General features: G+C 71.7%; 24 protein-coding genes. 13 read left to right on the top strand and 11 right to left on the bottom strand.

Annotation, left to right across the window (positions count from 1 at the left end; genetic code table 11):
- The first annotated feature begins 302 nt into the window (after nt 1-302).
- The 4 genes from P3T39_RS09985 to P3T39_RS10000 all read left to right on the top strand — a co-directional run bounded on the left by P3T39_RS09985 (nt 303) and on the right by P3T39_RS10000 (nt 4,166).
- A complete protein-coding gene (locus P3T39_RS09985) occupies nt 303-992 on the top strand; it encodes a polysaccharide deacetylase family protein (RefSeq protein ID WP_280697037.1) in 690 nt (229 codons plus the stop codon).
- Nucleotides 993-1,080: 88 nt separating this feature from the next.
- Entirely contained in the window at nt 1,081-1,596 is a 516-nt protein-coding gene (locus tag P3T39_RS09990; protein ID WP_280697039.1) for a DinB family protein, read from the top strand.
- A 44-nt stretch (nt 1,597-1,640) separates the two neighbouring features.
- Nucleotides 1,641-2,600: a prolyl aminopeptidase gene (gene pip / locus P3T39_RS09995; RefSeq protein WP_280697040.1), complete on the top strand. Its 960-nt coding sequence runs from the start codon at nt 1,641-1,643 to the stop codon at nt 2,598-2,600.
- Nucleotides 2,601-2,708: 108 nt separating this feature from the next.
- Nucleotides 2,709-4,166 carry an MFS transporter gene (locus P3T39_RS10000; RefSeq protein WP_280697041.1) on the top strand — a complete coding sequence of 486 codons (1,458 nt, stop codon included), beginning with the start codon at nt 2,709-2,711 and terminating at the stop codon, nt 4,164-4,166.
- A 123-nt stretch (nt 4,167-4,289) separates the two neighbouring features.
- On the opposite strand, the gene P3T39_RS10005 is transcribed toward P3T39_RS10000, so the two are convergent.
- Nucleotides 4,290-4,955 (bottom strand): SDR family oxidoreductase, encoded by a 666-nt coding sequence (locus P3T39_RS10005; protein ID WP_280697042.1) that lies wholly within the window; start codon nt 4,953-4,955, stop codon nt 4,290-4,292.
- A 99-nt stretch (nt 4,956-5,054) separates the two neighbouring features.
- The gene (locus P3T39_RS10010) at nt 5,055-5,621 is read right to left on the bottom strand and encodes a DJ-1/PfpI family protein (protein WP_280697043.1); all 567 of its coding nucleotides are present in this window, start codon (nt 5,619-5,621) and stop codon (nt 5,055-5,057) included.
- A 292-nt stretch (nt 5,622-5,913) separates the two neighbouring features.
- Here P3T39_RS10010 and P3T39_RS10015 point away from each other — a divergent pair, with 292 nt between their 5' ends.
- Nucleotides 5,914-6,708, top strand: a complete 795-nt coding sequence (locus tag P3T39_RS10015; RefSeq protein WP_280697044.1) for a tyrosine-protein phosphatase — start codon at nt 5,914-5,916, stop codon at nt 6,706-6,708.
- Nucleotides 6,709-7,052: 344 nt separating this feature from the next.
- Complete coding sequence (locus tag P3T39_RS10020) at nt 7,053-8,540, top strand: DHA2 family efflux MFS transporter permease subunit (RefSeq protein ID WP_280697084.1); 1,488 nt, start codon at nt 7,053-7,055, stop codon at nt 8,538-8,540.
- Between the two features lie 9 nt (nt 8,541-8,549).
- Here the strand turns inward: P3T39_RS10020 and P3T39_RS10025 are convergent, their stop codons facing one another.
- The 5 genes from P3T39_RS10025 to P3T39_RS10045 all read right to left on the bottom strand — a co-directional run bounded on the left by P3T39_RS10025 (nt 8,550) and on the right by P3T39_RS10045 (nt 12,668).
- Nucleotides 8,550-9,104: a hypothetical protein gene (locus P3T39_RS10025; RefSeq protein ID WP_280697045.1), complete on the bottom strand. Its 555-nt coding sequence runs from the start codon at nt 9,102-9,104 to the stop codon at nt 8,550-8,552.
- A gap of 146 nt (nt 9,105-9,250) precedes the next feature.
- On the bottom strand, nt 9,251-10,690 hold the full coding sequence (gene purB, locus P3T39_RS10030) for an adenylosuccinate lyase (RefSeq protein ID WP_280697046.1): 1,440 nt from the start codon (nt 10,688-10,690) through the stop codon (nt 9,251-9,253).
- Between the two features lie 181 nt (nt 10,691-10,871).
- On the bottom strand, nt 10,872-11,312 hold the full coding sequence (locus P3T39_RS10035) for a MarR family transcriptional regulator (RefSeq protein ID WP_280697047.1): 441 nt from the start codon (nt 11,310-11,312) through the stop codon (nt 10,872-10,874).
- Nucleotides 11,313-11,421: 109 nt separating this feature from the next.
- Nucleotides 11,422-11,832, bottom strand: coding sequence for a DUF3037 domain-containing protein (locus P3T39_RS10040; RefSeq protein ID WP_280697085.1), 411 nt, complete (start codon nt 11,830-11,832; stop codon nt 11,422-11,424).
- Between the two features lie 80 nt (nt 11,833-11,912).
- A complete protein-coding gene (locus tag P3T39_RS10045) occupies nt 11,913-12,668 on the bottom strand; it encodes a HipA family kinase (protein ID WP_280697049.1) in 756 nt (251 codons plus the stop codon).
- Nucleotides 12,669-12,844: 176 nt separating this feature from the next.
- Here P3T39_RS10045 and P3T39_RS10050 point away from each other — a divergent pair, with 176 nt between their 5' ends.
- Nucleotides 12,845-14,203 (top strand): NAD(P)/FAD-dependent oxidoreductase, encoded by a 1,359-nt coding sequence (locus P3T39_RS10050; protein ID WP_280697051.1) that lies wholly within the window; start codon nt 12,845-12,847, stop codon nt 14,201-14,203.
- A 163-nt stretch (nt 14,204-14,366) separates the two neighbouring features.
- Nucleotides 14,367-15,770, top strand: coding sequence for a glycoside hydrolase family 47 protein (locus P3T39_RS10055; RefSeq protein WP_280697052.1), 1,404 nt, complete (start codon nt 14,367-14,369; stop codon nt 15,768-15,770).
- 8 nt (nt 15,771-15,778) lie between these two features.
- On the opposite strand, the gene P3T39_RS10060 is transcribed toward P3T39_RS10055, so the two are convergent.
- Together P3T39_RS10060 and P3T39_RS10065 are read right to left on the bottom strand one after the other, a co-directional pair.
- Nucleotides 15,779-16,930 carry a GDSL-type esterase/lipase family protein gene (locus P3T39_RS10060; protein WP_280697053.1) on the bottom strand — a complete coding sequence of 384 codons (1,152 nt, stop codon included), beginning with the start codon at nt 16,928-16,930 and terminating at the stop codon, nt 15,779-15,781.
- A gap of 190 nt (nt 16,931-17,120) precedes the next feature.
- Nucleotides 17,121-18,458: an aminotransferase class I/II-fold pyridoxal phosphate-dependent enzyme gene (locus tag P3T39_RS10065; protein ID WP_280697086.1), complete on the bottom strand. Its 1,338-nt coding sequence runs from the start codon at nt 18,456-18,458 to the stop codon at nt 17,121-17,123.
- Nucleotides 18,459-18,493: 35 nt separating this feature from the next.
- On the opposite strand from P3T39_RS10065, the gene P3T39_RS10070 reads away from it, so the two are divergent.
- From P3T39_RS10070 to P3T39_RS10090, 5 genes are all read left to right on the top strand, one after another.
- Nucleotides 18,494-19,171 carry a pyridoxamine 5'-phosphate oxidase family protein gene (locus P3T39_RS10070; protein WP_280697054.1) on the top strand — a complete coding sequence of 226 codons (678 nt, stop codon included), beginning with the start codon at nt 18,494-18,496 and terminating at the stop codon, nt 19,169-19,171.
- An 11-nt stretch (nt 19,172-19,182) separates the two neighbouring features.
- On the top strand, nt 19,183-19,815 hold the full coding sequence (locus P3T39_RS10075; RefSeq protein WP_280697055.1) for an FMN-binding negative transcriptional regulator: 633 nt from the start codon (nt 19,183-19,185) through the stop codon (nt 19,813-19,815).
- 145 nt (nt 19,816-19,960) lie between these two features.
- The gene (locus tag P3T39_RS10080) at nt 19,961-21,373 is read left to right on the top strand and encodes a sugar porter family MFS transporter (RefSeq protein WP_280697087.1); all 1,413 of its coding nucleotides are present in this window, start codon (nt 19,961-19,963) and stop codon (nt 21,371-21,373) included.
- Nucleotides 21,374-21,469: 96 nt separating this feature from the next.
- The gene (locus P3T39_RS10085; RefSeq protein WP_280697056.1) at nt 21,470-22,228 is read left to right on the top strand and encodes a dienelactone hydrolase family protein; all 759 of its coding nucleotides are present in this window, start codon (nt 21,470-21,472) and stop codon (nt 22,226-22,228) included.
- A gap of 157 nt (nt 22,229-22,385) precedes the next feature.
- Nucleotides 22,386-23,651 carry an MFS transporter gene (locus P3T39_RS10090; protein ID WP_280697057.1) on the top strand — a complete coding sequence of 422 codons (1,266 nt, stop codon included), beginning with the start codon at nt 22,386-22,388 and terminating at the stop codon, nt 23,649-23,651.
- 281 nt (nt 23,652-23,932) lie between these two features.
- Here the strand turns inward: P3T39_RS10090 and P3T39_RS10095 are convergent, their stop codons facing one another.
- Nucleotides 23,933-25,384 carry a S28 family serine protease gene (locus P3T39_RS10095; RefSeq protein WP_280697058.1) on the bottom strand — a complete coding sequence of 484 codons (1,452 nt, stop codon included), beginning with the start codon at nt 25,382-25,384 and terminating at the stop codon, nt 23,933-23,935.
- Nucleotides 25,385-25,507: 123 nt separating this feature from the next.
- Nucleotides 25,508-26,359 carry a CPBP family intramembrane metalloprotease gene (locus P3T39_RS10100; protein ID WP_280697059.1) on the bottom strand — a complete coding sequence of 284 codons (852 nt, stop codon included), beginning with the start codon at nt 26,357-26,359 and terminating at the stop codon, nt 25,508-25,510.
- Nucleotides 26,360-26,365: the final 6 nt, after the last annotated feature.

The following is a 26,365-nucleotide window of genomic DNA, read 5'->3' on the forward strand; positions in this document are numbered from 1 at the left end:
CGCCGGCGACGGCTCTGCCTGCCGACCACACCTATGGTGAACCCAGCGACCGGCCCACCGCGTCGGTCGTGGCCGCTGGGACACGGATGGAGGTGGAGTGCGGGATGTCCGTTGGTCGCCGACAGATCCTGGCAGCCGTGGCGGGCGGCGTGCTGTCGGGGTGCTCCGCACCACCGAGGACGGGGGCCGTTAGGAGCCCATCGGCCCAGCCCGGGACGGGGACAGCACCCTCGGGGACGGGCGGCGCAACAGCCGCCCCGGCCTCGCGGGCACCGGGACGGGTCGCACCGACCCGCGCGGAGGTGGTCGCCCGGTACGGGCGGGCCACGCCGAGCAGTTGGGGCTTCGACGCGCCCGGAGTCCTCGGTCGGCTGCCCTCCGCCGAGCGGGTGATCGCGCTGACCTTCGACGCCTGCGGTGGACCGGGCGGCGACGGCTACGACGAGGCGCTGGTCGGCTTCCTCAGGGAGCACGCCGTACCGGCGACGCTGTTTCTGAACTCGCGCTGGATCGACGCCAACCAGGCGGCCTTCGGGCAGTTGGCCGCGGACCCGCTGTTCGAGATCGGCAACCACGGAACCCGACACGTTCCCCTGTCGGTCTCCGGGCGCTCCGCCTACGGCATCCCGGGCACCAGGGACGCCGGGGAGGTCTTCGACGAGATCGCGGGGAACCGGGAGAAGCTGACCGGCCTGCTCGGCCGCCCGCCGCGCTTCTTCCGGCCGGGCACCGCCTACTGCGACGACATCGCCGCACGGATCGTGACCGATCTGGGCGAACGGCTCGTCGGCTTCACCGTCAACGGTGACGCGGGAGCCACCTTCACCGCGGGTCAGGTCGAACACGAGGTGGCGGCCGTGCCACCGGGGTCGATCGTCATCGGCCATATGAACCATCCCGGCCACGGGACGTCTGCCGGGATCGCCGCCGCAGTGCCGCAGCTGCTCGCATCGGGACACCGCTTCGTACGGCTCTCCGACGTCGTGCGGTGACGAGGAGGAGGACGGCCGGACCCGGCCGGGAGGCGCCGGAGCGGAAAACCGCTCGCGCTACGGGCCCTGCGGACGGGATGATCCCCGGATGACCTGGACAGCACCGGAAATCGACCGCGTCGGCGGCTCACTCGTCGCAGGTGAGCGTGAGATGCTGGAGGGCTATCTCGCCTGGCAGCGAAGCACCCTGCTGCACAAGTGCGCCGGCCTGACGGGCGATCAGCTGGCCGAGCGGACGGTACCGCCGTCCGGCCTCTCGCTGCTCGGCCTGCTCCGCCACCTGGCCAAGGTCGAACGGATCTGGTTCCGGGAGCGGTTCGCCGGTGAGCAGGTGGAGCGGCTGCACGACACCGAGCACTCCAAGAGCGCCGACTTCGCCGCCCTGGACCCGACCCGCGCCGCCGAGGACTACCAGCGCCTGGTCGAGGAGTGCCGTCTCGCGGACGCCGCCGTCGCGAGTGCCTCGCTCGACGACACCTGTACGCATGGCGGCGAGGTCTACTCGCTCCGGCTGATCTACCTCCACATGATCACCGAGTACGCCCGCCACCTCGGGCACGCCGACCTGCTGCGTGAACAGATCGACGGCGTCACCGGCGGCTGACCGCCCCGCCAAACGAACCGAGACTCTGGAGAACCGAGGAACTCATGGACCGCTACCCGGAGATCGAACCGTACGAGCAGGGCATGCTGGACGTCGGTGACGCCAACCTCGTCCACTGGGAGACCTGCGGAAACCCCGACGGCAAGCCCGCCGTGGTGGTGCACGGCGGGCCGGGGTCGGGGGCGGGTCCTGGCTGGCGGCGGTTCTTCGACCCGGCGGCATACCGCATCGTGCTCTTCGACCAGCGCAACTGCGGCCGCAGTACACCGTCCGCGAGCGACCCGGGCACCGATCTGGGCAGCAACACCACCCGGCAACTGATCGCCGACGCCGAGCGCCTGCGGGAACACCTCGGCATCGACCGCTGGTTGGTGCTGGGCGGCTCCTGGGGCTCCACCCTCGGCCTGGCGTACGCGCAGGCGCACCCGGAGCGGGTCTCGGAGCTGGTCCTGTTCAGCGTGGCCACCACCACCCGACGCGAGGTCGAGTGGATCACCCGTGACATGGGCCGGTACTTCCCCGAGCAGTGGACCCGCTTCCGGGACGCCGTCCCCGCGGCCGAGCGCGACGGCAGCCTGGTGGACGCTTACAGCCGCCTGCTGCACGATCCCGACCCCGCCGTTCGGGAGCGGGCCGCCGTCGAGTGGTGCGCCTGGGAGGACTCCCATGTCGCCACCGGCCCCGGCCACAAGCCCGACCCCCGCTACCAGGACCCGGCGTTCCGGATGCTCTTCGCCCGCCTGGTCACCCACTACTGGCGGCACGCGGCCTGGCTCGGGGAGCGCGAACTACTTGACGGTGCCCGGAAGTTGGCCGGCATCCCCGGCGCGCTGATCCATGGCCGCCTCGACCTGAGCAGCCCGCCGGACATCGCCTGGCAGCTCTCCCGGGTCTGGTCCGACGCCGAGTTGGTCCTGGTCGACGACGCGGGCCACGGCTTCGGGTACCCCAGCACCTCCGAAGCCGTTCTCGCCGCGATCGAGCGCTTCAAGAACCGCCCCTGACAACGTCGGGAACCGCCCCTGAACAGGCTCTCGAATCGGGGATATCCTCCCGAATGTGAGAGATTCCGAGAACGTCGACGCCCGCTGCACGACGATGGCGGTGCTGCCGTGACCGCCGCGCAGAGGCGGGTGTTGGCGGTCTGCCTGGCGGGCGGTCTCACCACCATGCTGGACAACTCGGTGCTCAACATCGCGGTTCCCGCCCTGCGGAGCTCGCTGCACGCCGATGCGACCGAGGTGCAGTGGCTCGTCGCGGGCTACTCGCTGGCCTTCGGGCTGGCGCTGATACCCGGCGGCCGGCTCGGGGACGAGCGCGGCCGCAAGCCCTTCTTCATCGCGGGTATCGCGGTGTTCTTCACCGCAGGCCTGCTGGCGAGCACGGCCTGGATGCCCCAACTTCTCGTGCTGTTGCGGCTGTTGCAGGGCGCGGGGGCGGGCCTGGTCAACTCTCAGATGATCGGGACCATCCAGGACGTCTTCACCGGCCCGGAGCGCACCCGGGCGCTCGGCCTGTACCAGGTGACCTGCGCGGTGGGGATCGCCCTCGGCCCGCCGCTCGGCGGCGCACTGATCGCCACCGCCGGTCCCGACTGGGGCTGGCGGCTGGCCTTCCTGGTGAGTGCGCCCTCTGGTCTGGCGACGCTGCTCCTGGCGGTGCGCCATCTGCCGCCGCCGAGGCGTTCGACGGGCCGCACCGATCTCGATCCGGTCGGACTGCTGCTGGTGGGGGCGATGACGCTGACGGTGATGCTGCCGTTCATCCAGCCGTCCAGCGGCACCGCCAAACTGCTGTGGGCACTGGCCGCCTGCGTCCTCGCCGGACTGTTCCTGCTCTGGCAGCGCCGGTACGCCTCGGCCGGTCGGCGCCCGCTGCTGCACCCGGCGCTGGCCCGCTCGGCACCGTACGCGCTCGGGACGCTGGTGATGATGGGTCAGTTCGGCGCCTCGCTGGCCTCGGGGCTGGTGCTGGTGATGTTCCTGCAGGACGGCCTCGGACTGTCGCCGCTGGCGGCGGCCGCCGTCACCCTGCCCTCCGCGCTGGCGATGGCCGGAGCCTCGGCGGTGGCCTGGCGGATGGTGCAGCGGTTCGGCCGCCATGTGGCGGCGCTCGGCCTGGCACTTGGCGTCCTCGCACTCCTGCTCAGCGGCCTGGCGGGGCGGTACGCTCCGGCGGGCTGGCTGCCGCTGCTGCTGGCGGCCGGTCAGTTCTGCTCGGGCGCGGCCTCCGGTCTCTCGGTCTCCCCCAACCAGGCGGCGGTGCTGCGGCACGCACCGGCCCAGGCTGCCGGGGTCGCGGGCGGGATCCTCCAGATGTCGCAGCGGATCGCGGGCGCCGTCGCGGTCTCGGCGATCTCCGGCATCTACCTGAACGGCGCCGGTGCCGCAGGCTCGGACTCGCGGACGGCGTACTGGCACGCCCTACTCGCCTGTACCGCCCTGGTCACGCTCTCACTCGTGCTCGCCGTCGTCACCGCCCGCCGAAGCCCATCGCCCACCGGGGAGAGCCCCCACCCCATCGCGCGAAGTGCCCCGCCGCGCACCGCCTCCGACCGGGCCGGGGCCTGAGACCCTCCGGCAACCGGGGGCGGCGTCGGCCAGGCGCTGCCCAGCGGGCAGCCGAGCTCCCTGAACGCTCCCGGCTCCACTGCTGCGCGGGCCGCTTCGGCAGACCCGGAGCTCCGTGGCCGCTCAGCCGGCGGCCAGCGCCCGATGCAGCGCATCGGCCACCGACTCGGTGCCCGAGACGAGTTCGAGGGTGCGTCCGGTGGAGGCCGGGGTGTCGAGGAGGGCGAGCAGTACCTGGGCGACGTCGTCACGCGGTACGGATCCCATCGGCAGCGGCGGCGCGGCCAGGCGTACCAGGCCGGCGCCCTGGTCGTCCGTCAGCCGTCCAGGGCGCAGCACCGTCCAGGCCAGCTCACGGCGCCGCAGTTCGTCCTCGGCGAGGGCCTTGGCCCTGAGGTAGGCGGCGAACTCCGGGTGCACGCCCGGGTCGTCCGCACGCTCGAGCCCCATCGAGCTGATCAGCACATAGCGGCCGACCCCGGCCAGTCCGGCCGCGTCGGCGAGCAGGACGGCGGCGGCCCGGTCGACGCTCTCCTTGCGCGCGCTGCCGCTGGCCGGACCCGCACCCGCCGCGAAGACCACCGCGTCGGCGCCGCGCAGATGGTCGGCGAGCTCGGCCGCCGGGGTCCACTCCAGGTCGCAGACGACCGGCTCGGCGCCGAGCGCTTCGAGGTCGTGGGCCTGCTCCGGCTTGCGGATCAGCCCGACGGCGGTGTCCCCGCGCTCGGCGAGCAGCCGTTCCAGGCGTAGGGCGATCTGACCGTGTCCACCGGCGATGACGACGCGCATACCACCGACGCTACCGCCGCGCACCCGGAGAGCCGCTGACCGACACCGTCCGGTACGCCGTCAGCCGCGCCATCCGGCGGGGCCGACGGCGAGAGCGCGTCAGTCCACCGGGGCCTTGTCCCGCAGCACCGCGACGAAGGCGCGCATCCAGCCCGGGTGGTCCGGCCAGGCGCGGGCGGAGACCAGCACACCGTCCACGACGGCCTCCCCGCCCTCGAAGTCGGCCCCACCCGCCTTCACATCCGGCTCCAGCGCGGGGTACGCGGAGCTGCGGCGGCCCGCCAGCGACCCTGCAGCCAGGGTGATCAGCGGCCCGTGGCAGATCTGCGCGACCGGCTTGTCGGCCTCGAAGAAGTGGGCGACGATCCGCTTGACCTCGGCGTCGTTGCGCAGATACTCGGGCGCCCGACCGCCGGGCAGCACCAGGGCGACGTACTGCGCCGGGTCGACGTCCGCGAACGCGAGGTCGGCGGGCCAGGTGTAACCGGGCTTCTCGGTGTAGGTGTCGAAGCCCTCCACGAAGTCGTGTACGACGAACTGCAGCTTCTTGCGCGTCGGCGCCGCGATATGGACTTCGTAGCCCTCCTCGACCAGACGCTGGTACGGGTAGAGGACCTCGAGCGACTCCGCCGCGTCGCCGGTGACGATCAGGATCTTGGGTGCCATACGCGTTGAATCCCCTCCATCCGCCCACCCGGGTGTGGGCCCAGGCACACCCTGCCGCCTGACGGCCCGTAGGGCAATCCGCCACCGCCGCTGCGCCGCTCGTGCGCCCCTCCCGTACCCCCGTGCGCCGGTGTGCTCCCTCTCCCGCCGACCGGCCGTACGCCGACCCCGCCGACCGGACGCGCTCCGCGAGCGCCCGCGACAGCGGCCGCCTACGGTGCTGAAGAGGACCACCCAACCCCTCCCCCACACCCATCGCGTGCAGCGAGGTCATCGCGCACAGGAGGTAGTCATGCCGCACTCTCAGATAGTCGAGTCCGCCACCATAGCCAACCTGCGCGACCTTGGCGGTGTCCCGCTCCCCGACGGCACCCGGGTGCGCCCCGGCACCGCCTTCCGCTCCGGCCAGCTGGACAGGCTGGACCTGCGGAGCGACCCGGTGGTCGCGGCGCTCGGCATCCGCACCGTCGTGGACCTTCGGACGGACTTCGAACGGGTCTCCCGGCCCGACCGCGTCCCGGCCGGCGCCCACCTGCTGGTGGCGGACGTGATGGCCGACACCTCGGGCGCTGGCGCCGCCAACCGCCTCGGCGCCGCCATGGCCGACCCCGCCACCGCCAACCGCACTCTCGGCGGCGGCCGGGCCCGGCGGGCGCTGGAGCAGGACTACCGCTCCTTCGTCACCTCCGCCTCCGCCCGCGCCGCCTACAAGCAGCTGGTGACGGCGCTGGCCCGCCCGGAGGGCGGCCCGGTGCTCTTCCACTGCACCGCGGGCAAGGACCGCACCGGGTGGGGCGCCAGTCTGCTCCTGCTGCTGCTCGGCGCGGACGAGCCGACCGTCCGGGATGAGTACCTGGCCGTCGCACCGGCGGTGCGCGCCGCCTTCGCGCCGCAGGTCGCGGCGTTCACCGGTGCGGGTGGCGATCCCGAGGTCGCGGAGGCCATCCTCGGCGTCCACCCGTCCTACCTGGCAGCGGCCGTCGACGCGATCGCCGACCAGTGGGGCGACGTCGAGAGCTATGCCCGCGCCGGTCTCGGCCTGAAGGACGAGACCCTCGACGCACTGCGCCTGCGGCTCACGGTCTGACCGTCTCGGCGCCCGTCGCCTCACCGAAGCGCCCGCCACCGCCCCGCGCCCGTACCCGACGCCGGAGGCCGCCGCGTCGGGCACAGGTGCGGCTCCGGGACGGCCCCGTCCGCTCGCCCGGATGGGGGCGCCATTGCCAACGCCCGCCTCGGGAAGGCGGTTTGACCGCCTCGACATCCCGGGGATACCTCTCCATGACAAGCCACTGCGAGGCTCCCGACGGTCCGTCCACCCCACTGGAGGTCCCGTGCCCCCCCCGGCGAGATGTTCGTCGTTCCGGCCGGAGCAGTGCAGGACGCGGGGGTGCGCCCGCCACCGCACGGGCGGAAGATCGGGGCGTGACCATGGATGACACCACCGGCACCCTGCGCCTGGGCACCCCGCAGGGCCGCTGGGTACTGCTCGCAACGGCGCTCGGCTCCGGCATGGCGCTGCTCGACGGCACAGTGGTGAACGTCGCCCTGCCCCGGATCGGCGTCGACCTCGGTGCCTCGATGGCGGCGTTGCAGTGGACGGTCAACGCCTATCTGCTGACCCTGGCGGGCCTGATCCTGCTCGGCGGCTCGCTCGGCGACCGCTACGGCAGGCGCCGGGTCTTCCTGATCGGCGTCTGCTGGTTCGCCGTTGCCTCGGCGGCCTGCGCCGCCTCACCGGGGATCGAGGTGCTGATCGTGGCCCGCGCCCTACAGGGCATCGGCGGTGCGCTGCTGACCCCCGGATCGCTCGCGATGCTCCAGGCATCCTTCCGCCCGGACGACCGCTCGGGCGCGGTGGGCGTCTGGGCGGGTCTGGGCGGGGTGTCGGCCGCCGTCGGTCCCTTCCTGGGCGGCTGGCTGGTGGACGGGCCCGGCTGGCGCTGGATCTTCCTGCTGAACGTGCCGCTCGCCGTGATCGTGACCCTGGTGACGCTCCGTCATGTCCCCGAGAGCCGCGACGAGAGCGCCTCCGGCCGCTTCGACGTCCGGGGCGCCGTCCTCGCCGCACTCGCCCTCGGCGGGGTCACCTACGCGCTCACCGAGGGCGGTCGCGGCCTGTCCGCGATCGCCGGGGTGCTCGGTCTGCTGCTCGGCGCGGCCTTCGTCGTGGCGGAGCGCCGCCACCCCGACCCGATGCTGCCGCTGGAACTCTTCTCCTCCCGCCTGTTCACCGCGGTGAACCTGGTGACGCTCTGCGTGTACGGGGCGTTCAGCGGGATCTTCCTGCTGCTGATGGTGCAGTTGCAGACGGTCGCCGGCTTCGCGCCGCTGCTGGCGGGGATCGCACTGCTGCCGACCACGTTGCTGATGCTGGCGTTCTCCGGCCAGGCGGGGAAACTGGGCCGCAGGATCGGCCCCCGGCTGCCGCTCTTCATCGGTCCGGTGCTCTGCGCGGCCGGGGTGCTGCTGATGCTGCGGATCGGCCCCGGCGCCTCCTACTGGACGGACGTCCTGCCCGCCGTCGTGGTGCTGGGCGCCGGGATGACCACCCTGGTGGCGCCGCTGACCGCGACCGTGCTGGCCGCCGTGGAGGTCCGCCGCGCGGGCATCGCCAGCGGCGTGAACAACGCCGCCGCCCGCGCGGCCGGGCTGATCGCGGTCGCCGCCCTGCCCGCGCTCTCGGGCCTGAGCGGCGAGGCGTACCGGGTGCCGAGCCAGGTGGACAGCGCCTTCCGTACGGCGATGCTGATCTGCGCCGGGCTGCTCACTTCGGGCGGCCTGCTGGCCCTGGCCACCGTACGCGGCGACGCCCTGGCCCCGGACCGGCCGACCGCCGAGCCGGACTGCGACTGGTACTGCGGCCCGACCACTCCCCCGCTCGGCCCCGGCCACGAATGCCCCCCGGAGGGCGCCTGAGCTTCCGGCCTAGCTCCGGCCGGTGACGGCCTGCAGATGAACCAGGCCAAGCCGCGCGAACAGCACCGCCACCGGCACCTCGGTGGCACCGCTCGGGACGTTCAGATGGTGCAGCACCACGTGGTAGCCGTCCTGGGTACCGAAGGTGACGGGACTCTTCGGCGGCAGCAGAACACCGACCGGCGGTACGTTGCCGCCGCTGCCGGGCACCTTGAGCGTCGAACCGGTGGCCGCGCTCGTGGACACCATGACGAGGTGCTCGGGGATGGAGCTGTCGTTGCGCACCACCATCGCCAGCTCGCCCTCGCCGTCGGAGCCGGCGCGGACGGTGGCGCCGGTGATCGTGACAGCCGGCAGGTCCTCGGTACTGCCGACCTTCACGGACAGCTCTCCCGGGGTGGCGGACTGGCTCACAGCCCGCGCGGGCACCGGCTTGGACGAGTCGCCCCCGGAGCACCCGGTGGTGAGCAGCGCGGCCACCGCCAGCACGGCCGATGCCCGCGCCACCCGCGTCGTCCGGTGCCGCTCGGGTCGCACCGGGCCCAGGCCCTGGTACCTGCTCATTCGCTGCTCCCGCACGATGGCCTCCGCTTCTGTGATCACAGGTATCGTAAGCGTCCTTATACGGAGCGGGACCACCACGCCGGGCGACTGTCCTGAGAGCGATGAGGGCCCCGCCGAAGCGGGGCCCTCATCAAGCCGACGGTCCGTCAGAGAATGTCGCCCGGCGCGTACTTCGCAGCCGCCGGGTACTGGGCCGCGACGGCCTCGATACGGCGCACGATCTCGGCGACCTGGGCGCCGGCGGCACCGGTGAAGGAGAGCCGGTCGGCGAGCAGCGCGTCCAGCGCGGCCCGGTCCAGCGGGATTCGCCCGTCCGCGGCCAGCTTGTCGAGCAGCGCGTTCTCGCGGGCGCCCTCGCGCATGGCCAGCGCGGAGGCGACGGCGTGCTCCTTGATGACCTCGTGCGCGGTCTCCCGGCCGACACCGGCGCGCACCGCGCCCATCAGCACCTTGGTGGTGGCCAGGAACGGCAGGTAGCGGTCCAGCTCGGCCTGGACCACGGCTGGGAAGGCACCGAACTCGTCCAGGACGGTCAGGAAGGTCTCCAGCAGGCCGTCGAAGGCGAAGAAGGCGTCCGGCAGCGCGACCCGGCGGACCACGGAGCAGGAGACGTCGCCCTCGTTCCACTGGTCGCCGCCCAGCTCGGCGGTCATCGAGGCGTAGCCGCGCAGGATGACGGCAAGGCCGTTGACGCGCTCGCAGGAGCGGGTGTTCATCTTGTGCGGCATGGCCGAGGAGCCGACCTGACCGGCCTTGAAGCCCTCGGTGACCAGCTCGTGGCCGGCCATCAGCCGGATCGTCTTGGCAAGGCTGGAGGGGGCGGCGGCGAGCTGGACGAGGGCGGTGACCACCTCGAAGTCCAGCGAGCGCGGGTAGACCTGGCCGACGCTGGTGAACACGTTCTCGAAGCCGAGGTGACCGGCGACCCGGCGCTCCAGCTCAGCGAGCTTCTCGGCGTCGCCACCGAGCAGGTCGAGCATGTCCTGCGCGGTGCCGACCGGGCCCTTGATCCCGCGCAGCGGGTAACGGGCGATCAGCTCCTCCAGGCGGTGGAAGGCGACCAGCAGCTCGTCCGCGACGGTGGCGAAGCGCTTGCCGAGGGTGGTGGCCTGGGCGGCCACATTGTGCGAGCGACCGGCCATGACCAGCTCGCCGTGCTGCGCGGCCAGGCTGCCGAGGCGGACCAGTACGGCCACCGTGCGGTCGCGGACGTGCTCCAGGGACTGGCGGATCTGCAGCTGCTCGACGTTCTCGGTGAGGTCCCGAGAGGTCATGCCCTTGTGGATCTGCTCGTGCCCGGCGAGCTCGCTGAACTCCTCGATCCGGGCCTTGACGTCGTGCCGGGTGATCCGCTCGCGGGCGGCGATGGAGTCGAGGTCGACCTGGTCGATCACTCGCTCGTAGTCGGCGACGGCGTTGGCCGGCACCTCGATGCCCAGATCCTGCTGGGCCTTCAGGACAGCGAGCCACAGGTGGCGCTCGAGGACCACCTTGTGCTCGGGGGACCACAGCTGGGCCAGGGTCGCCGAGGCGTACCGAGAGGCCAGGACATTGGGGATCTGGGGCTTCGCGCTCACGCTTCGCAAGCCTAACAGCCGAGGTCAGCCGGATCGGCAGCGCATCGGGTATGCTGAGCCGGTTGAGCAGGGAGTCGATTCACCCTTAAAGACTTCTCGCCGCCAGGATACCACAGCACTGGAAAACATCGCCGTGCACCGTTCCAGGGAGGCGCGGCTGACGTCGTGCCCGGGACTGCCAGGACAGGGCCTACTGGCCCAGGAGCAGCGGGAGGACCTGACGGCAGAGCGAGTCCAGGGTGACCCGCTGCTCGTCGTCCAGGCTGGCGAAGGCGTCCTGAGCCCGGGTCATGTCGTCACGGATCCGGCCCAGCACCGTGCGCCCCTGCTCGGTGATCGCGACGATCTTCACCCGGCGGTCGGCCGCGGCCGCCTCCCGGTGCGCCAGGCCCAGCGCCTCCAGACGGTCCACGATCCCGGTGACGTTGGAGGCGTCACAGCCCAGCCGCCCGGCCAGTGCCCGCATCGGTACCGGCTCCTGCACCGCCTTGAGCGCCTTGGCCTGCGAGGAGTTGAGACCGTGCCGGGCGGCGGCGGCCGCGAAGTCCTGGAAGTACGCGGCGCCGACGGCGGCCACGGCCTCCATCAGGTCGGCGGTGGTCGGTGCGGTGCTGGTCACTGTGGAGCCCATAGTGGCCAGAGTACGCATATTTGCTTCAGTTACTCCAGCTTTGACCACCACAAAGGACTCCGTGCAACCATGCGCCGCCTCGGGGCGCATGGTTTGGGCATGCGCAGCCCTAGAGCACCAGCTGCTCGAAGAGGCGGCGCAGCTCGGCCTCCGGGTCGGCCGTCAGCCCGGTGTGGACGGGCCCCGGCTGGACGATCGCGCTGCGCGGTGCGGTCAGCCAGCGGAAGCGCTGTCCGGGATTGTCCGCGGCGGCCGGACCTGCCTCGGGGCCGCCCTCGCAGACCGCCTCGATCCCGTGCAGCGCACGCCGCACGCCCGCCACGTCGGCCACCGGGTCCAGTGCGAGCAGCCGCCCCTGGTCGAGGTGGGTCCGGGCGCCCAGGTGAGCGGTGTGGCGGCAGTAGAGCAGCACACCGATGTTGACGCACTCGCCCCGCTCGACCCTCGGGACGGCGCGGATCACCGCGTACTCGTAGTCGTGCAGTTCCACGGCCTCGCGCCGTCCGCCGCTCTCGTGCAGTCCCACGGTCCCATCCTGTGCCGTCGTCTCGTGCGCTGTCGCGGTCCGGTTCGCTGCCCCGCTGGTGCCGGTCTGGCCGGTCATGCCGCGACCTCGGGCAGCCAGTCGCGCGGGCCCGCCAGCCGGGCCGTGAGCCGCTGGACGTACGCCTCACGGACGGCCTCGGCGTTCTCGAAGCCCGGCTCGTCGGTCAGCCACTCCTCCGGGATCGCCGCGACGGCCTGCGGCAGCGCCGCCGCGGCCAGCGGGGCCAGCTCGTCGTCGGCAGCCTTGAGGTCTGCGACGGAACGCAGCAGCGCGTGGTCCGCCGCGTCGTACGGCTTGCGCGGCCAGCCGGCCGAGCCCGCCCAGTGGTGGTGGAAGATCAGGCTGGCGCCGTGGTCGATCAGCCTCAGGCCGCCGGTGGCGATCAGGAGGTTGGGGTTGCGCCAGGAGCGGTCCACATTGCCGATCAGGGCGTCGAACCAGAGCACCCGACCGGCCAGTTCGGGATCAACCTCGAAGCAGAGCGGGTCGAAGTTGAGCGCGCCGCTGACAAAGGCCATCCCGAGGTTGATGCCGCCGCTGGCGCGCATCTGCTCCTGGATCTGCTGTTCGGGTTCACTGCGGGCCAGCACCGGGTCGAGGTCGAGCCTGACCAGCTCCGGCACCGGCAGCCCGAGCCGACGGCCCAGTTCACCGGCCAGTACCTCGGCGATCAACGCCTTGCGCCCCTGGGCCGCGCCGGACCACTTGAGCACATAGAGCCGATGATCGTCGGCCTCGACCAGGCCCGGCATCGAGCCGCCTTCTCGCAGTGGCGTCACATAGCGGACCGCCGTCACCTCGGGGAGCATCCCGTCAGCCTACCGACCCGTCAGCCCGCTCCTCGTCCGCCTGCCGAGGATCCCTCCCCCGGGTCCGCTGCGGTGGCAGACGCCAGGGGACCGTGCGACCGTGGCGAACAGTTGTCACAGTTGTCCCGGTATCGCATGTCCCGGTATCGCACGGACCAGCAGGTAAGGGATGAACGATGGAGCGACCTCGGATCCTGATAGTCGGCGGCGGCTTCGCCGGGCTGGAGTGCGCACGCCGCCTGGAACGCAAGCTGGCGGCCTCGGAGGCGGAGATCTCCCTGGTCACGCCGTTCAGTTACCAGCTGTACCTGCCGCTGCTGCCGCATGTCGCGGCCGGGGTCCTCACCCCGCAGTCGGTGGCCGTCTCACTGCGCCGCACGCTGCACCGCACCCACATCATCCCCGGCGGGGCGATCGGTGTTGATCCGGCCTCGAAGGTCTGCGTGGTCCGCAAGATCACCGACGAGGTGACGGCCGAGCGGTACGACTACCTGGTCCTGGCGCCCGGCAGCATCACCCGGTCCTTCGACATCCCGGGCCTGATGGACTACGCACGCGGGATGAAGACCCTCGCCGAGGCGGCCTATATCCGCGATCATGTGATCGCCCAGCTCGACCTGGCCTCGACCACGCTGGACCAGCGCGAGCGCGAGTCCCGGCTGCAGTTCGTTGTGGTCGGCGGCGGTTACGCGGGCACCGAGACCGCGGCCTGCCTCCAGCGTCTGACGACCGCCGCGACCAGGCGCTACCCCCGCCTGGACCCGGGCCTGGTCAAGTGGCACCTGATCGACATCGCCCCGAAGCTGATGCCCGAGCTCGGCGACAAACTGGGCACCACCGCCCTTCAGATTCTGCGCGCTCGTGGCATCGAGGTCTCGCTGGGCGTCTCGGTGGCCGAAGTCGGTGCGGAGACGGTGAAGTTCACCGACGGCCGGGTACTGCCGTGCCGCACCCTGATCTGGACCGCCGGCGTCGCGGCCAGCCCGCTGATCGGGACGCTGGACATCGAGACGGTACGCGGCCGGGCGGCGGTCACCGCCGAGATGCGCGTACCGCAGTTCGAGAGCGTCTTCGCGCTGGGCGACGCGGCCGCCGTACCCGACCTCGCCGAGGGCGACGGGGCGGTCTGCCCGCCCACCGCCCAGCACGCGGCCCGCCAGGGCCGGGCCGCGGCCGACAACCTCGTCGCCGCGCTGCGCAACCAGCCGTTGCAGCCCTACTACCACAAGGATCTCGGTCTGGTCGTGGACCTCGGTGGCAAGGACGCGGTCTCCAAACCACTGGGCATCGAACTCAAGGGTGTACCGGCCCAGTTGGTCGCCCGCGGCTACCACATCATGGCAATGCGCACCAATGCCTCGAAGTTCCGGGTCGGCGCCAACTGGCTGCTCAACGCCACCGCCGGCGACGACTTCGTCCGTACCGGATTCCTGGCCCGCCAGCCCGCCCGGCTGCGCGACTTCGAGTACACGGACCACTATCTGACCAGGGACCAGGTCCGCGAGCACGCCCAGTCGCTGCTGGCCAAGAACTGATCCGCCCACTGCGCACCCGTCAACTCGACCCGCCACCCGAACGAGTGGAAAAGCGGCACCCGCCCTGACACCGGCGCTCCCGTCCTGACCTGGGCGGGAGCGCCGACACGCGGGCGCGGCGCCTGGGCGGCCGCGAGCCACCGGGCCGCTAGCGTCCTGCGGCATGCGAGCTGCCCCTCTGCCCCGCCGTCGTACGATGCTCGGCGCCGCCGCCATGGCCACCGCGACCGTCACCCTCCCCCGCCCCGCCCAGGCGGCTTCGCTGCCCACGGACGCCGACATCACCCAGGAGATCCGCAGCGAGTACCTGCACAGCTGGGAGGGCTACAAGCGTTCGGCCTGGGGCTATGACGAGGTGCGGCCGGTCTCGGGCGGGCACAACGACTTCTTCGCCAGGGGGCACACCTTCGGCCTGTCCATCGTCGAGGCGCTGGACACCCTGTGGCTGATGGAGCAGGACCAGGAGGTGCAGCTGGCGGTCGACTGGATCGAGGCGCACTTCGACCCGACCGTCGACGCCGAGGTGCAGGTCTTCGAGACGGTGATCCGCCTGGTCGGCGGCCTGCTCGCCGGCTATCTGTGCACCGGCCGCCCCAAACTGCTCGACCGCTGCCGGGAGTTGGCCGACCGGTTGCTGCCCGCCTTCACCCGCTCACCCACCGAACTCCCCTACCGCTACGTCAATCTGCGCACCGGCGCGGTCTCCGGATCCACCAGCCCACTGGCCGAGATCGGCACCAACCTGCTGGAGTTCGGCCTGCTCACCCGGCTCACCAATGACGACCGCTACTGGAGCGCGGCCAAGAAGGCCGTCCGCGCGGTGGTCGCCAAGCGCTCCTCGCTCAATCTGCTCGGCACCTCACTGGACATCGAGTCTGGCCGCTGGACGGACACCGCCTCCGCCGCGCCCAACCCTCCGGTGGACTCCTTCTACGAGTACCTCTGGGCGGGCAGCGAGCTCTTCGGCGACGCGGACCTGCGCGACTGGTACCGGCTGCTGACGAATGCCGTGCTCAGGTACCAGGCCGAGCGCCCGGGCGGCCGGCTCTGGTTCCGCCAAGTGGACTTCAGCAGCGGAAAGGTCACCGGCCACCAGCAGTCCGAGCTCGGCTCGTTCTACGCGGGACTGCTGGGCAAGGGCGGTGACCTGGACATCGGCCGCGACTACTTCCGCTCCTGGACCACCCTGCTGGACCGCTACCAGGTCCTGCCGGAGCTGGTGGACTACGCGAGCGGCCAGGTCCGCAGCGCCCGCAACGACCTGCGGCCCGAGTACGCCAACTCCGCCTTCGACCTGTGGCGGCTGACGGGTGCGGACGAGTACCGGCAGAGCGCGTACCGCTACTTCCAGGCGCTGAAGGCAAGACAGCGGGTGTCCGGCGGGTACACCGTCGCCGAGGACGTCACCTCCTCCCCGATCCGGCTGGGGGATCTGACACCGGCCTACTGGTTCGCGGAGAACCTCAAGTACCTCTATCTGATGTTCGCGGCGGCGCCGCGCTTCGACTACCGCACCGGTCTGCTGTCGACCGAGGGCAAACTGCTGCGCGGCGCCGTCCGCCCCTGACGGCGGCGCTACTCGGCCGTCAGGTACATCCCGGAGGTGTCCTGGCCCGTGGTGTTGCGACAGGCGAAGTTGCCGTTCGACTGGGCGTAGAGCAGGGAGAGGCAGCGGCCGAGGGCGAGTTGACCGTAGTAGTTCGGGTGCATGGACTCCTGGGTGGCGCCCTGCGGCGTGCTGAGTCCGGCGTCCACGAAGCGGGCCCACTCGCTGGTGGTCGCCGACGGCCTGGCGCCGGGCGTGGCCATGCTGGTGGCCGAGGAGCAGACCTCACGGCCCTGCAGGGTGTCGCGCAGGTCCAGGAACTGCACGCCCTTGGCGGCGGCGACCTGGGCCAGCGCGCCGGAGACCTGGGAGGTCATCGAGTCCCTGGCCCAGTCGGCGTCGGTGTCCCAGAACGGGCAGCCGCCGGTGTTCGCACGGGTCCAGCCGCTCTCGGGGTAGCGCATCTCGCTGCTGCGCGGGATCGGCGAGGGGTACGACTGGAGCACCACCCGGTAGTCACCGTCGGCGTAGCCCGCCTCCGACATCACCGCGCGGATCTCGTCGATCGACTTGCCGACGCCGTCCATCGCGGCCGGCATCTGGCCGTCGATGGACGCCTGCTCGTCGTCGCGGCAGGACGAACCCCAGATCAGGTAGTCCTCGGCACAGGTCTTGATCACGTCGGCGAAGCCCAGATCGTTGCCGCCGATCGAGAGCGTGATCAGCTTGACGTTGTTCTGTGCGGCGACGGTGGCGAGCTGATCGGCCTGCGGCGCCTCGCCCTTCAGCGACTGCCCGCCGCTGACGGCCCGGAAGATGTTGGCGGTGGTCGCCCCCGAGCAGGCGAGGTTGATCTGTGTCTGGGCGATCCCGGCGCTGTTCACCTCGGCACTGCCGGAGCGGTCGCAGCCGCTGGCGAAGGTGCTGCCGTAGACGCGGGTGGCGTCGTAGCCGCTGCCGGTCCAGGCCCGGTCGGTGCCGTCCCGGCTGCCGCCGGTGGTGTCACTGTTGCCCTGCCAGCGGCCGGCTTCGCCGGAGATGTAGCTGTCTCCCATCGAGACGCTCGCGGTGGGTCCGGTGGCGGCCTCGGCGGGGGCAGCCAGGGACAGCAGCGGCACGGCCAGGGCCGCCGCAGTCAGCAGCCTGGCAAGTCTGTGGGTCGTGCGAGGGTTTTCGGGCACGGCGAAACTCCTGCTGACGGCCTCCCGCGTGTGGGGGCGGAAGGCTCGGGTGAGGGTGTGTGCCGCCGGCCGGGGGCGCCCAAAATGTGGCATGCCCACGGTAGTTACCGCTAGGTATCGGAAGTGGATTTCTTCCGACTGGCAGACGTCGGCATCTATCGGACGGATCGCGCCGAATACCGACGAGCAATCAGATCAGCCGCGAGCCCCCGCCCGAGGAGCGCAGAACGCCCGCGAGATCGGCCGCCAGCCGGGCGGCCTCACCTGGCATGAGAGCGGCGGTGGTGATCCGGACGGCGGGCGGCGACTGCAGGCGGTAGCGCGCACCGGGTGCCACCACCCAGCCCAGCTGCACCAGGGCCGCGACGACCCCGGGCTCGTCCGGCACGGGCACCCAGACGTTCAGCCCGCTGGCACCGTGCGCCTCGATCCCGTACGCGGCCAGGGCCGCCAACAGCGCATCCCGGCGCGCCCGGTACGTGGCGGCCACCTCCCGGACGGGCGCCGCATCGGTGCGCCACAGCTCGGCCACGGTGCGCTGGAGCAGCAGACTGACCCAGCCGGTGTCCAGCCGCTGACGGCCCAGGATCCGCCCGATGGTCTCCTCGTCGCCGATCGCCAGCGAGATCCGAAGGTCGGGCCCGTACGCCTTGGCGGCCGAACGCACCACGGCCCACCGGGAATCGGCACCGCTGACGAGCGGCAGATAGGGCTGGTCGACCATGCCGTGGCCGTGGTCGTCCTCGATCAGCACCGTGCCGGGGTGTCCGGCCAGGACGGCACGGAGCGCGGCCGCCCGTGCCGGGGTGAGAGCGGCACCGGTGGGATTCTGCGCCCGGACGGTGACGATGACCGCACGGGCCCCTGCCGCCAGCGCCTCGGCGAGCGAGTCGGGCAGCGGTCCCTCGTCGTCCAGCCGGACGGGGATGGGACGCAGCCCGAGTGCGGGCAGCAGGTCGAGCAGGCTGCCCCATCCCGGGTCCTCGGCGGCGACCAGGTCGCCCGGGCGCAGCTGGGTGGTGAGGATGCGCTCGATGGCGTCCAACGAGCCGGAGCAGACGGCGAGTCGGCCGTCGGGGACGCCGTCGGCGAGGAAGGCTGCGCGGGCGAGCCGGAGCAGCTCGGGGTCGGCGGTGGCGTGCCCGTAGAGGACGGGGTCGCGGTCGGCCTCGGCTGCGGCGACGGCGAGGGCCGGGGCCAGGGCGGGGAGCAGCTCGGGGTCGGGATTCCCGGCGGACAGATCGCGGGCACCGGGTGGGACGGGGATGCGGATCTGGTCGCGCGGGGTGGTGGCGGGCCGGGGCCGGATGCGGCTGCCCTTGCGTCCGGCGGTCTCGATCACACCCCGGTCGCGCAGCAGCCGGTAGGCGGCGGCGACGGTGTTCGGGTTGACGCCCAGCTCCCCCGCCAGGTCGCGCAGCGGCGGGAGCGCCGCACCCGGCGCCAGCTTCCCGATGCCGACGGCGTGTTCGATATCGGCCGCGATGTCACTGGCACGACGACCCTTGATCCGATAGTCTCCTAGCACAAACATGATTATGCACTAGTACATAGGGGGTTGTCATGTCGGACGCCGCTGGGGACGTCACGGGGCACACCGCTTACACCCGTAACACCCGCACCACGCCGACCCGCTACCGCGACCGCGCCACCTGGGAGCGCGAGGCCATCCACGCGATCCTGGACAGCGCCTACGTCTGTCACCTGGGCTTTGTCGCGGACGGCGCCCCGGTGGTACTGCCGACCATCTACGCCCGGGTCGGCGACCGCCTCTATGTGCACGGTTCGACGGGCAGCCGGCCGATCCGCGGCGCCGCGGCCGAGGAGGGCCTGCCGGTCTGCGTCACGGTGACGCTGGTGGACGGCCTGGTGCTGACCAAGTCGGCCTTCAACCACTCCGTCAACTTCCGTTCGGTGGTGGCCCACGGCATCGCCCAGCAGGTGACGGACCCCGAGGAGCTGGCGGTCGCCCTGGACGCGCTGGTGGACCACGCGGTGCCGGGCCGCTCCGGCGACGTCCGCAAGCCGAACTCCAAGGAACTGGCCGCGACAGCGGTGGTCCGCCTGGTCCTGGACGAGGTCTCGGCCAAGAGCCGCGACGACAGTGCGCACGACGACGAGGACGACCGGGACCTGCCGCACTGGTCCGGTGTCGTCCCGGTGACGACGGTGTACGGCGCCCCGGTGCCGGAGACCTCCAACACCGCGCCGCTGCCCGACTACCTGCACGACTTCCGCTGACGGGGGCTCCCATGCTGATCAGATCCTGGGACCGGGGCACCGAGGACGAGTGGCGCGAATGGCTCGCGGCCGGACGCGACTTCGGCACGCTGGCCGCCAACGGCCCTGCGGACAGCGGCCCGGTACTGGTGCCCACGCACTTCCTCCTGGACGCCGAGCGTGGCGAGATCCTGCTGCATCTCGCCACGCCCAACCCGCTCTGGGCCGCCGTCAGGGCGGATCCGCACGTGACCCTCTCGGTCACCGACGACTACGCCTTCGCCCCCGGCCACTGGCGCGGCGGCGTACCGACCAGCTTCTACGCCTCGGTCCAGTTCGCCTGCACGGCCGAGATCGTCGAGGACGCGGCCGGCAAGGCGGAGATTCTGGACCGCCAGCTCGCGCACTTCCAGCCGGAGTCCCCCGGCCTCCGGGTGACACCCGGCCAGGCGCCGTACGGACCGCTGCTGTCCGGGCTGCGCGGCCTGCGGCTGGCGGTGCGGGAGGTCAGGGCCAAGTTCAAGTACGACGACAGGAAGCCGGTCGAGTTGCAGGCCTCCCTCGCCGAGCGGCTGGCCGAGCGGGCCCAGGGGCTGGACGCGAGCGTGCGGACGCAGCTGCTGCGGCGCAACGCCCTGCGGACGGGCTGCCCGGTAGAGGGCTGACACCGGCTCCGGCCGGACGGCCCCGGATCCGCAGCTCACCCGGAAGGCCGCACAGCGCGCAGTCGCTGCGCTCGGCTGATGAAATGAGAGATGGATCTCTTCCATCCGGCCGAGCGGGCGGGCCGTCGAACCCCGGGAGCCCGTCCTGTCCAGCACCTCTCCCACCCAGCAGGCCGACCAGGCCCATCTCGGCCATGTCATCTTCATCTCGGCCGCCGCCGCGATGGGCGGCTTCCTGTTCGGCTACGACAGCGCCGTGATCAACGGTGCGGTGACGGGCATTCAGAAGCACTTCGGGGTCGGCCACGGCGAGACCGCCTTCGTGGTCGCGATCGCACTGCTCGGCTCGGCGGCGGGCGCGGTGATCGCCGGCCGCCTCGCCGACCACTTCGGCCGGGTCAGGACGATGCTGCTGGCCGCCGTCCTGTTCGCGGTCAGCGGGGTCGGCTCGATGTTCCCGCCCTCGATCGAGCTGCTGGCCTTCTGGCGCGTGGTCGGCGGCATCGCCATCGGCATCGCCTCGGTGATCGCCCCCACCTACATCGCCGAGGTCTCGCCGACCGCCTACCGCGGGCGCCTCGCCTCCTTCCAGCAACTGGCCATCGTGCTCGGCATCACCGTCTCCCAACTGGCCAACTGGGCCCTGAACCAGGCGGCCGGCGGCGAGTCCACCGGACACCTCGGCGGGATCCAGGCCTGGCAGTGGATGCTCGGGGTGGAGGCCATCCCCGCAGTCGTCTACGGGCTGATGGCGCTGGCCATCCCGGAGTCCCCGCGCTACCTGATCGCCGACGGCCGGGAGGAGAAGGCCCGGGAGGTGCTGGCCGAGGTGGAGGGCGGCGGCGGCGACCTGGACGCCCGGGTCGCGGAGATCCGCTCGGTGCTGGCGTCCGCCCACAAGCCGCGGGCGAAGGACCTGATGGGCGGCCGCTTCGGCCTGCTGCCGATCGTCTGGGTCGGCATCGGCGCCTCGGTGTTCCAGCAGTTCGTCGGTATCAACGTGATCTTCTACTACTCGTCGCTGCTGTGGCAGTCGGTCGGCATCAACGAGAGCAACTCGCTGCTGATCAGCCTCTCCACCTCGATCATCAATGTGATCGGCACCGTGATCGCGATGGTGCTGGTGGACCGGATCGGCCGCAAGCCGCTGGCCTTGGCGGGTTCGACGGGCATGGCGCTGGCGCTCGGCACGGCGGCGTGGGCCTTCTCGCACCGGGTCGGTACGGGTGCCACCGCGACCCTCGGCAGCTCCTACGCCACGACGGCGCTGATCGCCGCGCACGTCTTCGTGCTCTGCTTCGCCTTCTCCTGGGGCGTGGTGGTCTGGGTCCTGCTCGGCGAGATGTTCCCCAACCGGATCCGGGCGCTGGCACTGTCGGTCGCCGCCTCGGCCCAGTGGATCGCCAACTGGGCCATCACGGTGTCGTTCCCCAGCCTCTCCGACTGGAACCTCTCGGCGACGTACGTGATCTACGCCTGCTTCGCGCTGCTCTCCATCCCCTTCGTGGCGTACTGCATCAGGGAGACCAAGGGCCGGGCCCTGGAGGAGATGGGCTGACACAGCCCTGCGCAGGTGCCCGCCCGACCGGCCGGTCACCGCTCACCCGATCGGCCCGGCGCCGGTGCCTGGCGCAGCCGAGCCCCGCATAGCATCATGCCCCTCGGGCCCAACCCGCGCCCGCTGCCCGCCGCATACGCGGCTCACCCCGACGGAGAGGCCATGGGCGGTTCCCGCCAGAACGTCACCTTCCCCAGCAACGGGCGGACGGCACACGGGTATCTCGCCCTGCCGCACCAGGGGGTCGGCCCGGGGCTGGTGGTCGTCCAGGAGTGGTGGGGGCTCACCTCGCAACTGGCGGACACGGTCGACCGGTTCGCCGCCGAGGGCTTCGTCGCCCTCGCGCCGGACCTGTTCGGCGGCACGACCACCCACGACAAGGCCGAGGCCGCCCGGCTGATCCAGGAGCTGCCGGTCGAACAGGCGGCACAGGATCTGCGCGGCGCGGTCGACTTCCTGCTCGGCCACCCCCAGGTGATCGGCGACTCGCTGGGCGCGGTCGGCTTCTGCATGGGCGGCGGCTTCGCGCTGGCGCTGGCCGCACAGGAGGGTGACCGGATCGCGGCAGTGGTGCCGTTCTACGGCCTGCCGAGGGATCCGGACTTCGACTACCGGGGGCTGACGGCCCATGTCCTCGGGCACTACGGCGAGCACGACCGCTCGATCCCGGTCACCGCCGTGGACGAGGCGGCGATCCGGATCGGCGAGGCCACCGACCGCCGCCCGGAGATCCACTTCTACCCCGCCGGGCACGCCTTCATGAACGAGGAGAACCTGCTGGGCACGTACGACGCCCTCCAGGCCCGGATCGCCTGGCGGCGGACCCTCAGCTTCCTCTGGGGTCACCTGGGCTAGCGCCTGTCCGCCGGTCCTCTCGCAGACCGTGACCCATGCACGGTTCCGGAGCGCGGGGCCCGAACGGTGCGTACTCACCCACACGGTCCGACCTGGGGTAGTGCGGTACCGATAATCGGATGGACATGCGGCGGTGACGGCCACCATAGTCGCGACGGTGAGCAGTCATCAGGAATCCCACCGCCGATTCGCCTGGGCCGGGCGCAACTACCGGATCCAGACCGCCGCCACGGTGGTCAGCGGTCTTGGCAACGCGGCGGCCCCGATCGCCACCGCCTTCGCGGTACTGGAGACCGGCGGCAGTGCCACCGAGGTCGGGTACGTCACGGCGGCCCGGCTGGTGCCACTGGTGCTCCTGCTGCTCATCGGCGGCACCCTCGCCGACCGACTGCCCCGGCACCACGTCATGGTCGGCGCCAACCTCTTCAACGCACTCTCCCAGGCCGCGCTGGCCGCGCTGGTGCTCAGCGGCGGCGTCCGGCTCTGGCAGCTGCTGCTGCTCGCGGCGGCCGGCGGTGCCGGGCAGGCGTTCTACGCGCCCGCCTCCAAGGGCGTGATCATGCAGAGCGTGTCCAAGGAGCACGCCGCAAAGGCGTTCTCGATCTTCCGGATGGCGATGAACGGCGCCCAGATCGGCGGAGCCGCCCTCGGCGGCACCCTGGTCGCCACCGTCGGTCCCGGCTGGGTCCTGGCCATCGACGCGCTCGCCTACACGGTCGCCGCCGGGCTGCGCGTCTTCCTGGCGGCCGAGGCGGCCCCGGTCCGGTCCGAGCACCCCAGCATGGTGCACGAACTGCGCGAAGGGTGGCGGGAGTTCGTCGGTCGCCGCTGGCTGTGGGCCGTGGTGCTCCAGTTCTCGGTGGTGATGACCTGCATCAGCGCGGTCGAGGCGGTGTACGGTCCGGTGGTCGCCCAGCAGCGGCTCGGCGGGGCACGCAGCTGGGGCCTCGCGATGGCGGCATTCGGCGTCGGCCTGGTCTCCACCGGGGTGCTGATGGCCCGTTGGCAGCCGAGGCGGATCCTGCTGGTCGGCAACTACATGGTCTTCCTGCTCGCGGCCCCCGGCCTCTCCCTGGCACTCAACGCCCCGCTGCCCCTGATCGCGGTCGCGATGTTCGTCTCCGGCGCCGGGGTCACCGTCTTCGGCGTGAACTGGATGATCGCCCTTCAACAGGAGATATCCGCCGAGCTGTTCTCCCGGGTCGCCGCGTACGACCACCTCGGCTCGATCGCCCTCACCCCGATCGGCACCGCGCTCGCCGGACCGGCAGCCGACGCGCTGGGCCTCGGCGGCGCGCTGTGGACCTGCGGCATCACCACCCTGCTGCTCGCCGCTACCGCCATGGTGGTCCCCGAGATCCGTCAACTCACCCGCGCCGCCGCACCCGTGGCCCCCATCCGCGAGACGGTCACCACCGGCTGACCGACCACCACGGCAACCGAACCCCGAGCCCGGTCGTCCGACCAGGTGACACCAGTGCCACACCTCGGGGGGAATCCAGTGTCAAAGCCGCTGCTGTTCCTGGATGTCGACGGAGTACTCGACCCGGCCTGCCCACCCCCGGACTCCGGCTTCGGATTCAGCTTCGGCTCCCGAGTGGATCCGGTTCCGCACCGGTCCGTGCCGGAGCCGATCGCGGTCGGATTGACTCGTGGTCAGAGTGAATCCGGCCGGGAGCCAGTCGCTCTCCGGCCGGATCGGCGTCAGAACCGCTGGTGCTCCAACCGCAGTCCCTCAGCGTCCAGTTCGCCGAACGGCGGCACCTGGTGGCCACGGGTGAGCGAGGTGCCCGAGGAGGCCCCGGCCCACTGGAGCAGCCTGGCCGTCGCCGCAGCGGACTCGTCCGCCCGCAGCGAGTCGATCTTCGCACCGTGGTTTCCGCCGGGCACGGTGTAGACGTAGCTGTCCCGGCTCCCTCGGCCCAGGGCGAAGCGCTCGGCGCCCCACGGGTCGTTCTCCCCGTAGACGAAGAGGATCCGCTCGGCGGAGTGCCGCACCCAGTGGTCGATGTCCCGCATCGCTCGCGGGTCGAAGCGCATCGGGATCGAGCGCGGCACATAACTGCGCGGCGAGTACAGCTCCTTGAAGTCGTAGTGCAGCAGGTCCTTGAGGTAGGAGACGTCGAAGCTCGGCGCACCCAGTTCGGTGCCGGCCTGGTAGTAGTACGGGGTGTACCGGGCGAGCGAGCCGTCGGAGTTCGCGGCGATGCCGGAGTGGGTGTCGAACCAGGCGTAGAGCTGGTCATCGGTGGCGCTCGCCGCGGGCACCGTGGCGCAGTCGGCCTCGGTGGCGTACTGCCAGAAGCCCCAGACGACGTCCAGGACACCGGCCTCGTAACCCCGGTCGGCGCTGGCCATCACCTCGAAGGTGTTGCCGCGGGCGGCGTTGTCGGCGGCGTAGCGCGGCTCCAGGGTCCCTCGCCGGACGAGCAGTTCGCGCTGGGCCGTCCTCAGCGCCGCACGGCACTCGGAGGTGCCGACCCGCTCGAAGAAGGCGGTGTAGGCAGAGTCGTCACGGTCGTTCACCTCATCGGGTGCGACGTAGGCGACGGTTCCGTCCACGTCGTTCGGGTAGAAGCGACGGTGGTAGACGGAGGACATACCGCCCTTGCTGGCCCCGGTAGAGATCCACTTCTGAGCGTAGATCCGCTTGAGGGTGGTGATGACCGCATGGGCGTCGGCCGCCCCCTGCCGGATACCGGCCTTGGTCCAGTCGGCGGGCTCGGGACGGGAGGGGGTGAAGAAGCGGTACTCGATGGAGACCTGGTTGCCGTCCAGGAGCCGGGTCGGTTCGGTCCGGGACGGATTGGTCCCCAGGGTGTAGCCGTTGGTGTAGAAGACCGTCGGCCGGTCCTCACCCCGGTGCAGCACGCTGAGCCGCTGCTGGAAGGTGCCGAGCCACGGCCTGAAGTGGTCGATCGGCTGGGTGTACGTCAGCAGGAAGTAGCGGTGCCCGGTGGTGGTGGGCTTCTCCTCGGTGATCGTCATACCGGGGATCGCGGCCAGCCGGTCCCGGATGTCGGCGGTGGCTGCGGTGCCGGTCGCGACGGCCGTGACGGCCGTACGGGTCTGCGCGGTGGCCGGCAGGACCGACCCCAGGCCCAGTGCCGGTATGAGCAGGGCTGCCGTCAGCAGCCCCCGGAGCAGATTGCGCATCAACTCTCCATGCCTGGTGGGTCGTCGGAGGGATCACACAGTCCCGGTCGGGCCCCACCACGCTGGCGTGAGCATGACACATTGTCAATAACCGGTAAAGCCATTCCGGCCGGACCGACCCGCCTAGGCGGCCGGCAGCCAGCTGACGTGACCGGCCAGCAGCGCGTACCCGACGAAGGCGACGGTGTCGATCAACGCATGCGCCACCACCAGCGGCATCACCCGGCCCCAACGGCGGTACAGCAGGCAGAAGACCACGCCCATCACCATATTGCCGACCAGTCCGCCGACGCCCTGGTACAGGTGGTACGAACCGCGCAGGACCGAACTGGTGACGATCATCGCGGGCACCCCCCAACCGAGCCGGCCGAGCCGGCGCAGCAGGTACCCGACGACGATCACCTCCTCCAGGATGGCGTTCTGCCAGGCGGAGGCAACCAGAACGGGGATGCGCCACCAGACGTCCGGCAGCCCCGAGGGCGCGACGGTCAGGTTGGCGCCGACCGCCTGCGAGCCGAGGTAGAGCAGCAGTCCACAGCCGCCGATCGCGGCCGCGAGCACCGCTCCCCGACCCAGGTCACCGAGCTTGCGGCGCAGGTCGAAGCCCAGGCGCCGCAGCGAACTGCCCTCGCGGACCAGCAGGTAGCCGACCAGCGCGACCGGCATCAGGCCACGCAGGATGTAGTACACCTGCCAGGCGAGGTCGAGCCACGGCCGGCCGGGGGCCCGCGAGCCGTTGAGCGTCGCGACCTGCTGGCCGAGGGCGATCGGCTGGGTGAGTGAACCGACGAAGCTGATCAGTGCGCTGACGCCGCTGGCACCGAGCGAGAGACCGAGCACGATCAGGACTTCCACCGCGAGCAGGCGGCGGGACGGCGCTGCGGTCTCGGGTTCGGGCTCGGTCGAAACGGTGGTCACCAGGTCTCCAGCACGCAGCTTCGGTCCGGCGACCGGTCCTGCCGCCGGGCCGATCATCCTTCC

Source organism: Kitasatospora sp. GP82 (assembly GCF_029892105.1).
Lineage (GTDB): Bacteria > Actinomycetota > Actinomycetes > Streptomycetales > Streptomycetaceae > Kitasatospora.

Bases quoted from the DNA above. Each gene is read 5' to 3' on its own strand.
- P3T39_RS09990 (WP_280697039.1), top strand. From the start codon at position 1,081: ATGACCTGGACAGCACCGGAAATCGACCGCGTCGGCGGCTCACTCGTC.
- pip (WP_280697040.1), top strand. From the start codon at position 1,641: ATGGACCGCTACCCGGAGATCGAACCGTACGAGCAGGGCATGCTGGAC.
- P3T39_RS10005 (WP_280697042.1), bottom strand. From the start codon at position 4,955: ATGCGCGTCGTCATCGCCGGTGGACACGGTCAGATCGCCCTACGCCTG.
- P3T39_RS10010 (WP_280697043.1), bottom strand. From the start codon at position 5,621: ATGGCACCCAAGATCCTGATCGTCACCGGCGACGCGGCGGAGTCGCTC.
- P3T39_RS10015 (WP_280697044.1), top strand. From the start codon at position 5,914: ATGCCGCACTCTCAGATAGTCGAGTCCGCCACCATAGCCAACCTGCGC.
- P3T39_RS10020 (WP_280697084.1), top strand. From the start codon at position 7,053: ATGGATGACACCACCGGCACCCTGCGCCTGGGCACCCCGCAGGGCCGC.
- P3T39_RS10025 (WP_280697045.1), bottom strand. From the start codon at position 9,104: ATGAGCAGGTACCAGGGCCTGGGCCCGGTGCGACCCGAGCGGCACCGG.
- P3T39_RS10035 (WP_280697047.1), bottom strand. From the start codon at position 11,312: ATGGGCTCCACAGTGACCAGCACCGCACCGACCACCGCCGACCTGATG.
- P3T39_RS10045 (WP_280697049.1), bottom strand. From the start codon at position 12,668: ATGCTCCCCGAGGTGACGGCGGTCCGCTATGTGACGCCACTGCGAGAA.
- P3T39_RS10050 (WP_280697051.1), top strand. From the start codon at position 12,845: ATGGAGCGACCTCGGATCCTGATAGTCGGCGGCGGCTTCGCCGGGCTG.
- P3T39_RS10055 (WP_280697052.1), top strand. From the start codon at position 14,367: ATGCGAGCTGCCCCTCTGCCCCGCCGTCGTACGATGCTCGGCGCCGCC.
- P3T39_RS10070 (WP_280697054.1), top strand. From the start codon at position 18,494: ATGTCGGACGCCGCTGGGGACGTCACGGGGCACACCGCTTACACCCGT.
- P3T39_RS10075 (WP_280697055.1), top strand. From the start codon at position 19,183: ATGCTGATCAGATCCTGGGACCGGGGCACCGAGGACGAGTGGCGCGAA.
- P3T39_RS10085 (WP_280697056.1), top strand. From the start codon at position 21,470: ATGCCCCTCGGGCCCAACCCGCGCCCGCTGCCCGCCGCATACGCGGCT.
- P3T39_RS10095 (WP_280697058.1), bottom strand. From the start codon at position 25,384: ATGCGCAATCTGCTCCGGGGGCTGCTGACGGCAGCCCTGCTCATACCG.
- P3T39_RS10100 (WP_280697059.1), bottom strand. From the start codon at position 26,359: ATGATCGGCCCGGCGGCAGGACCGGTCGCCGGACCGAAGCTGCGTGCT.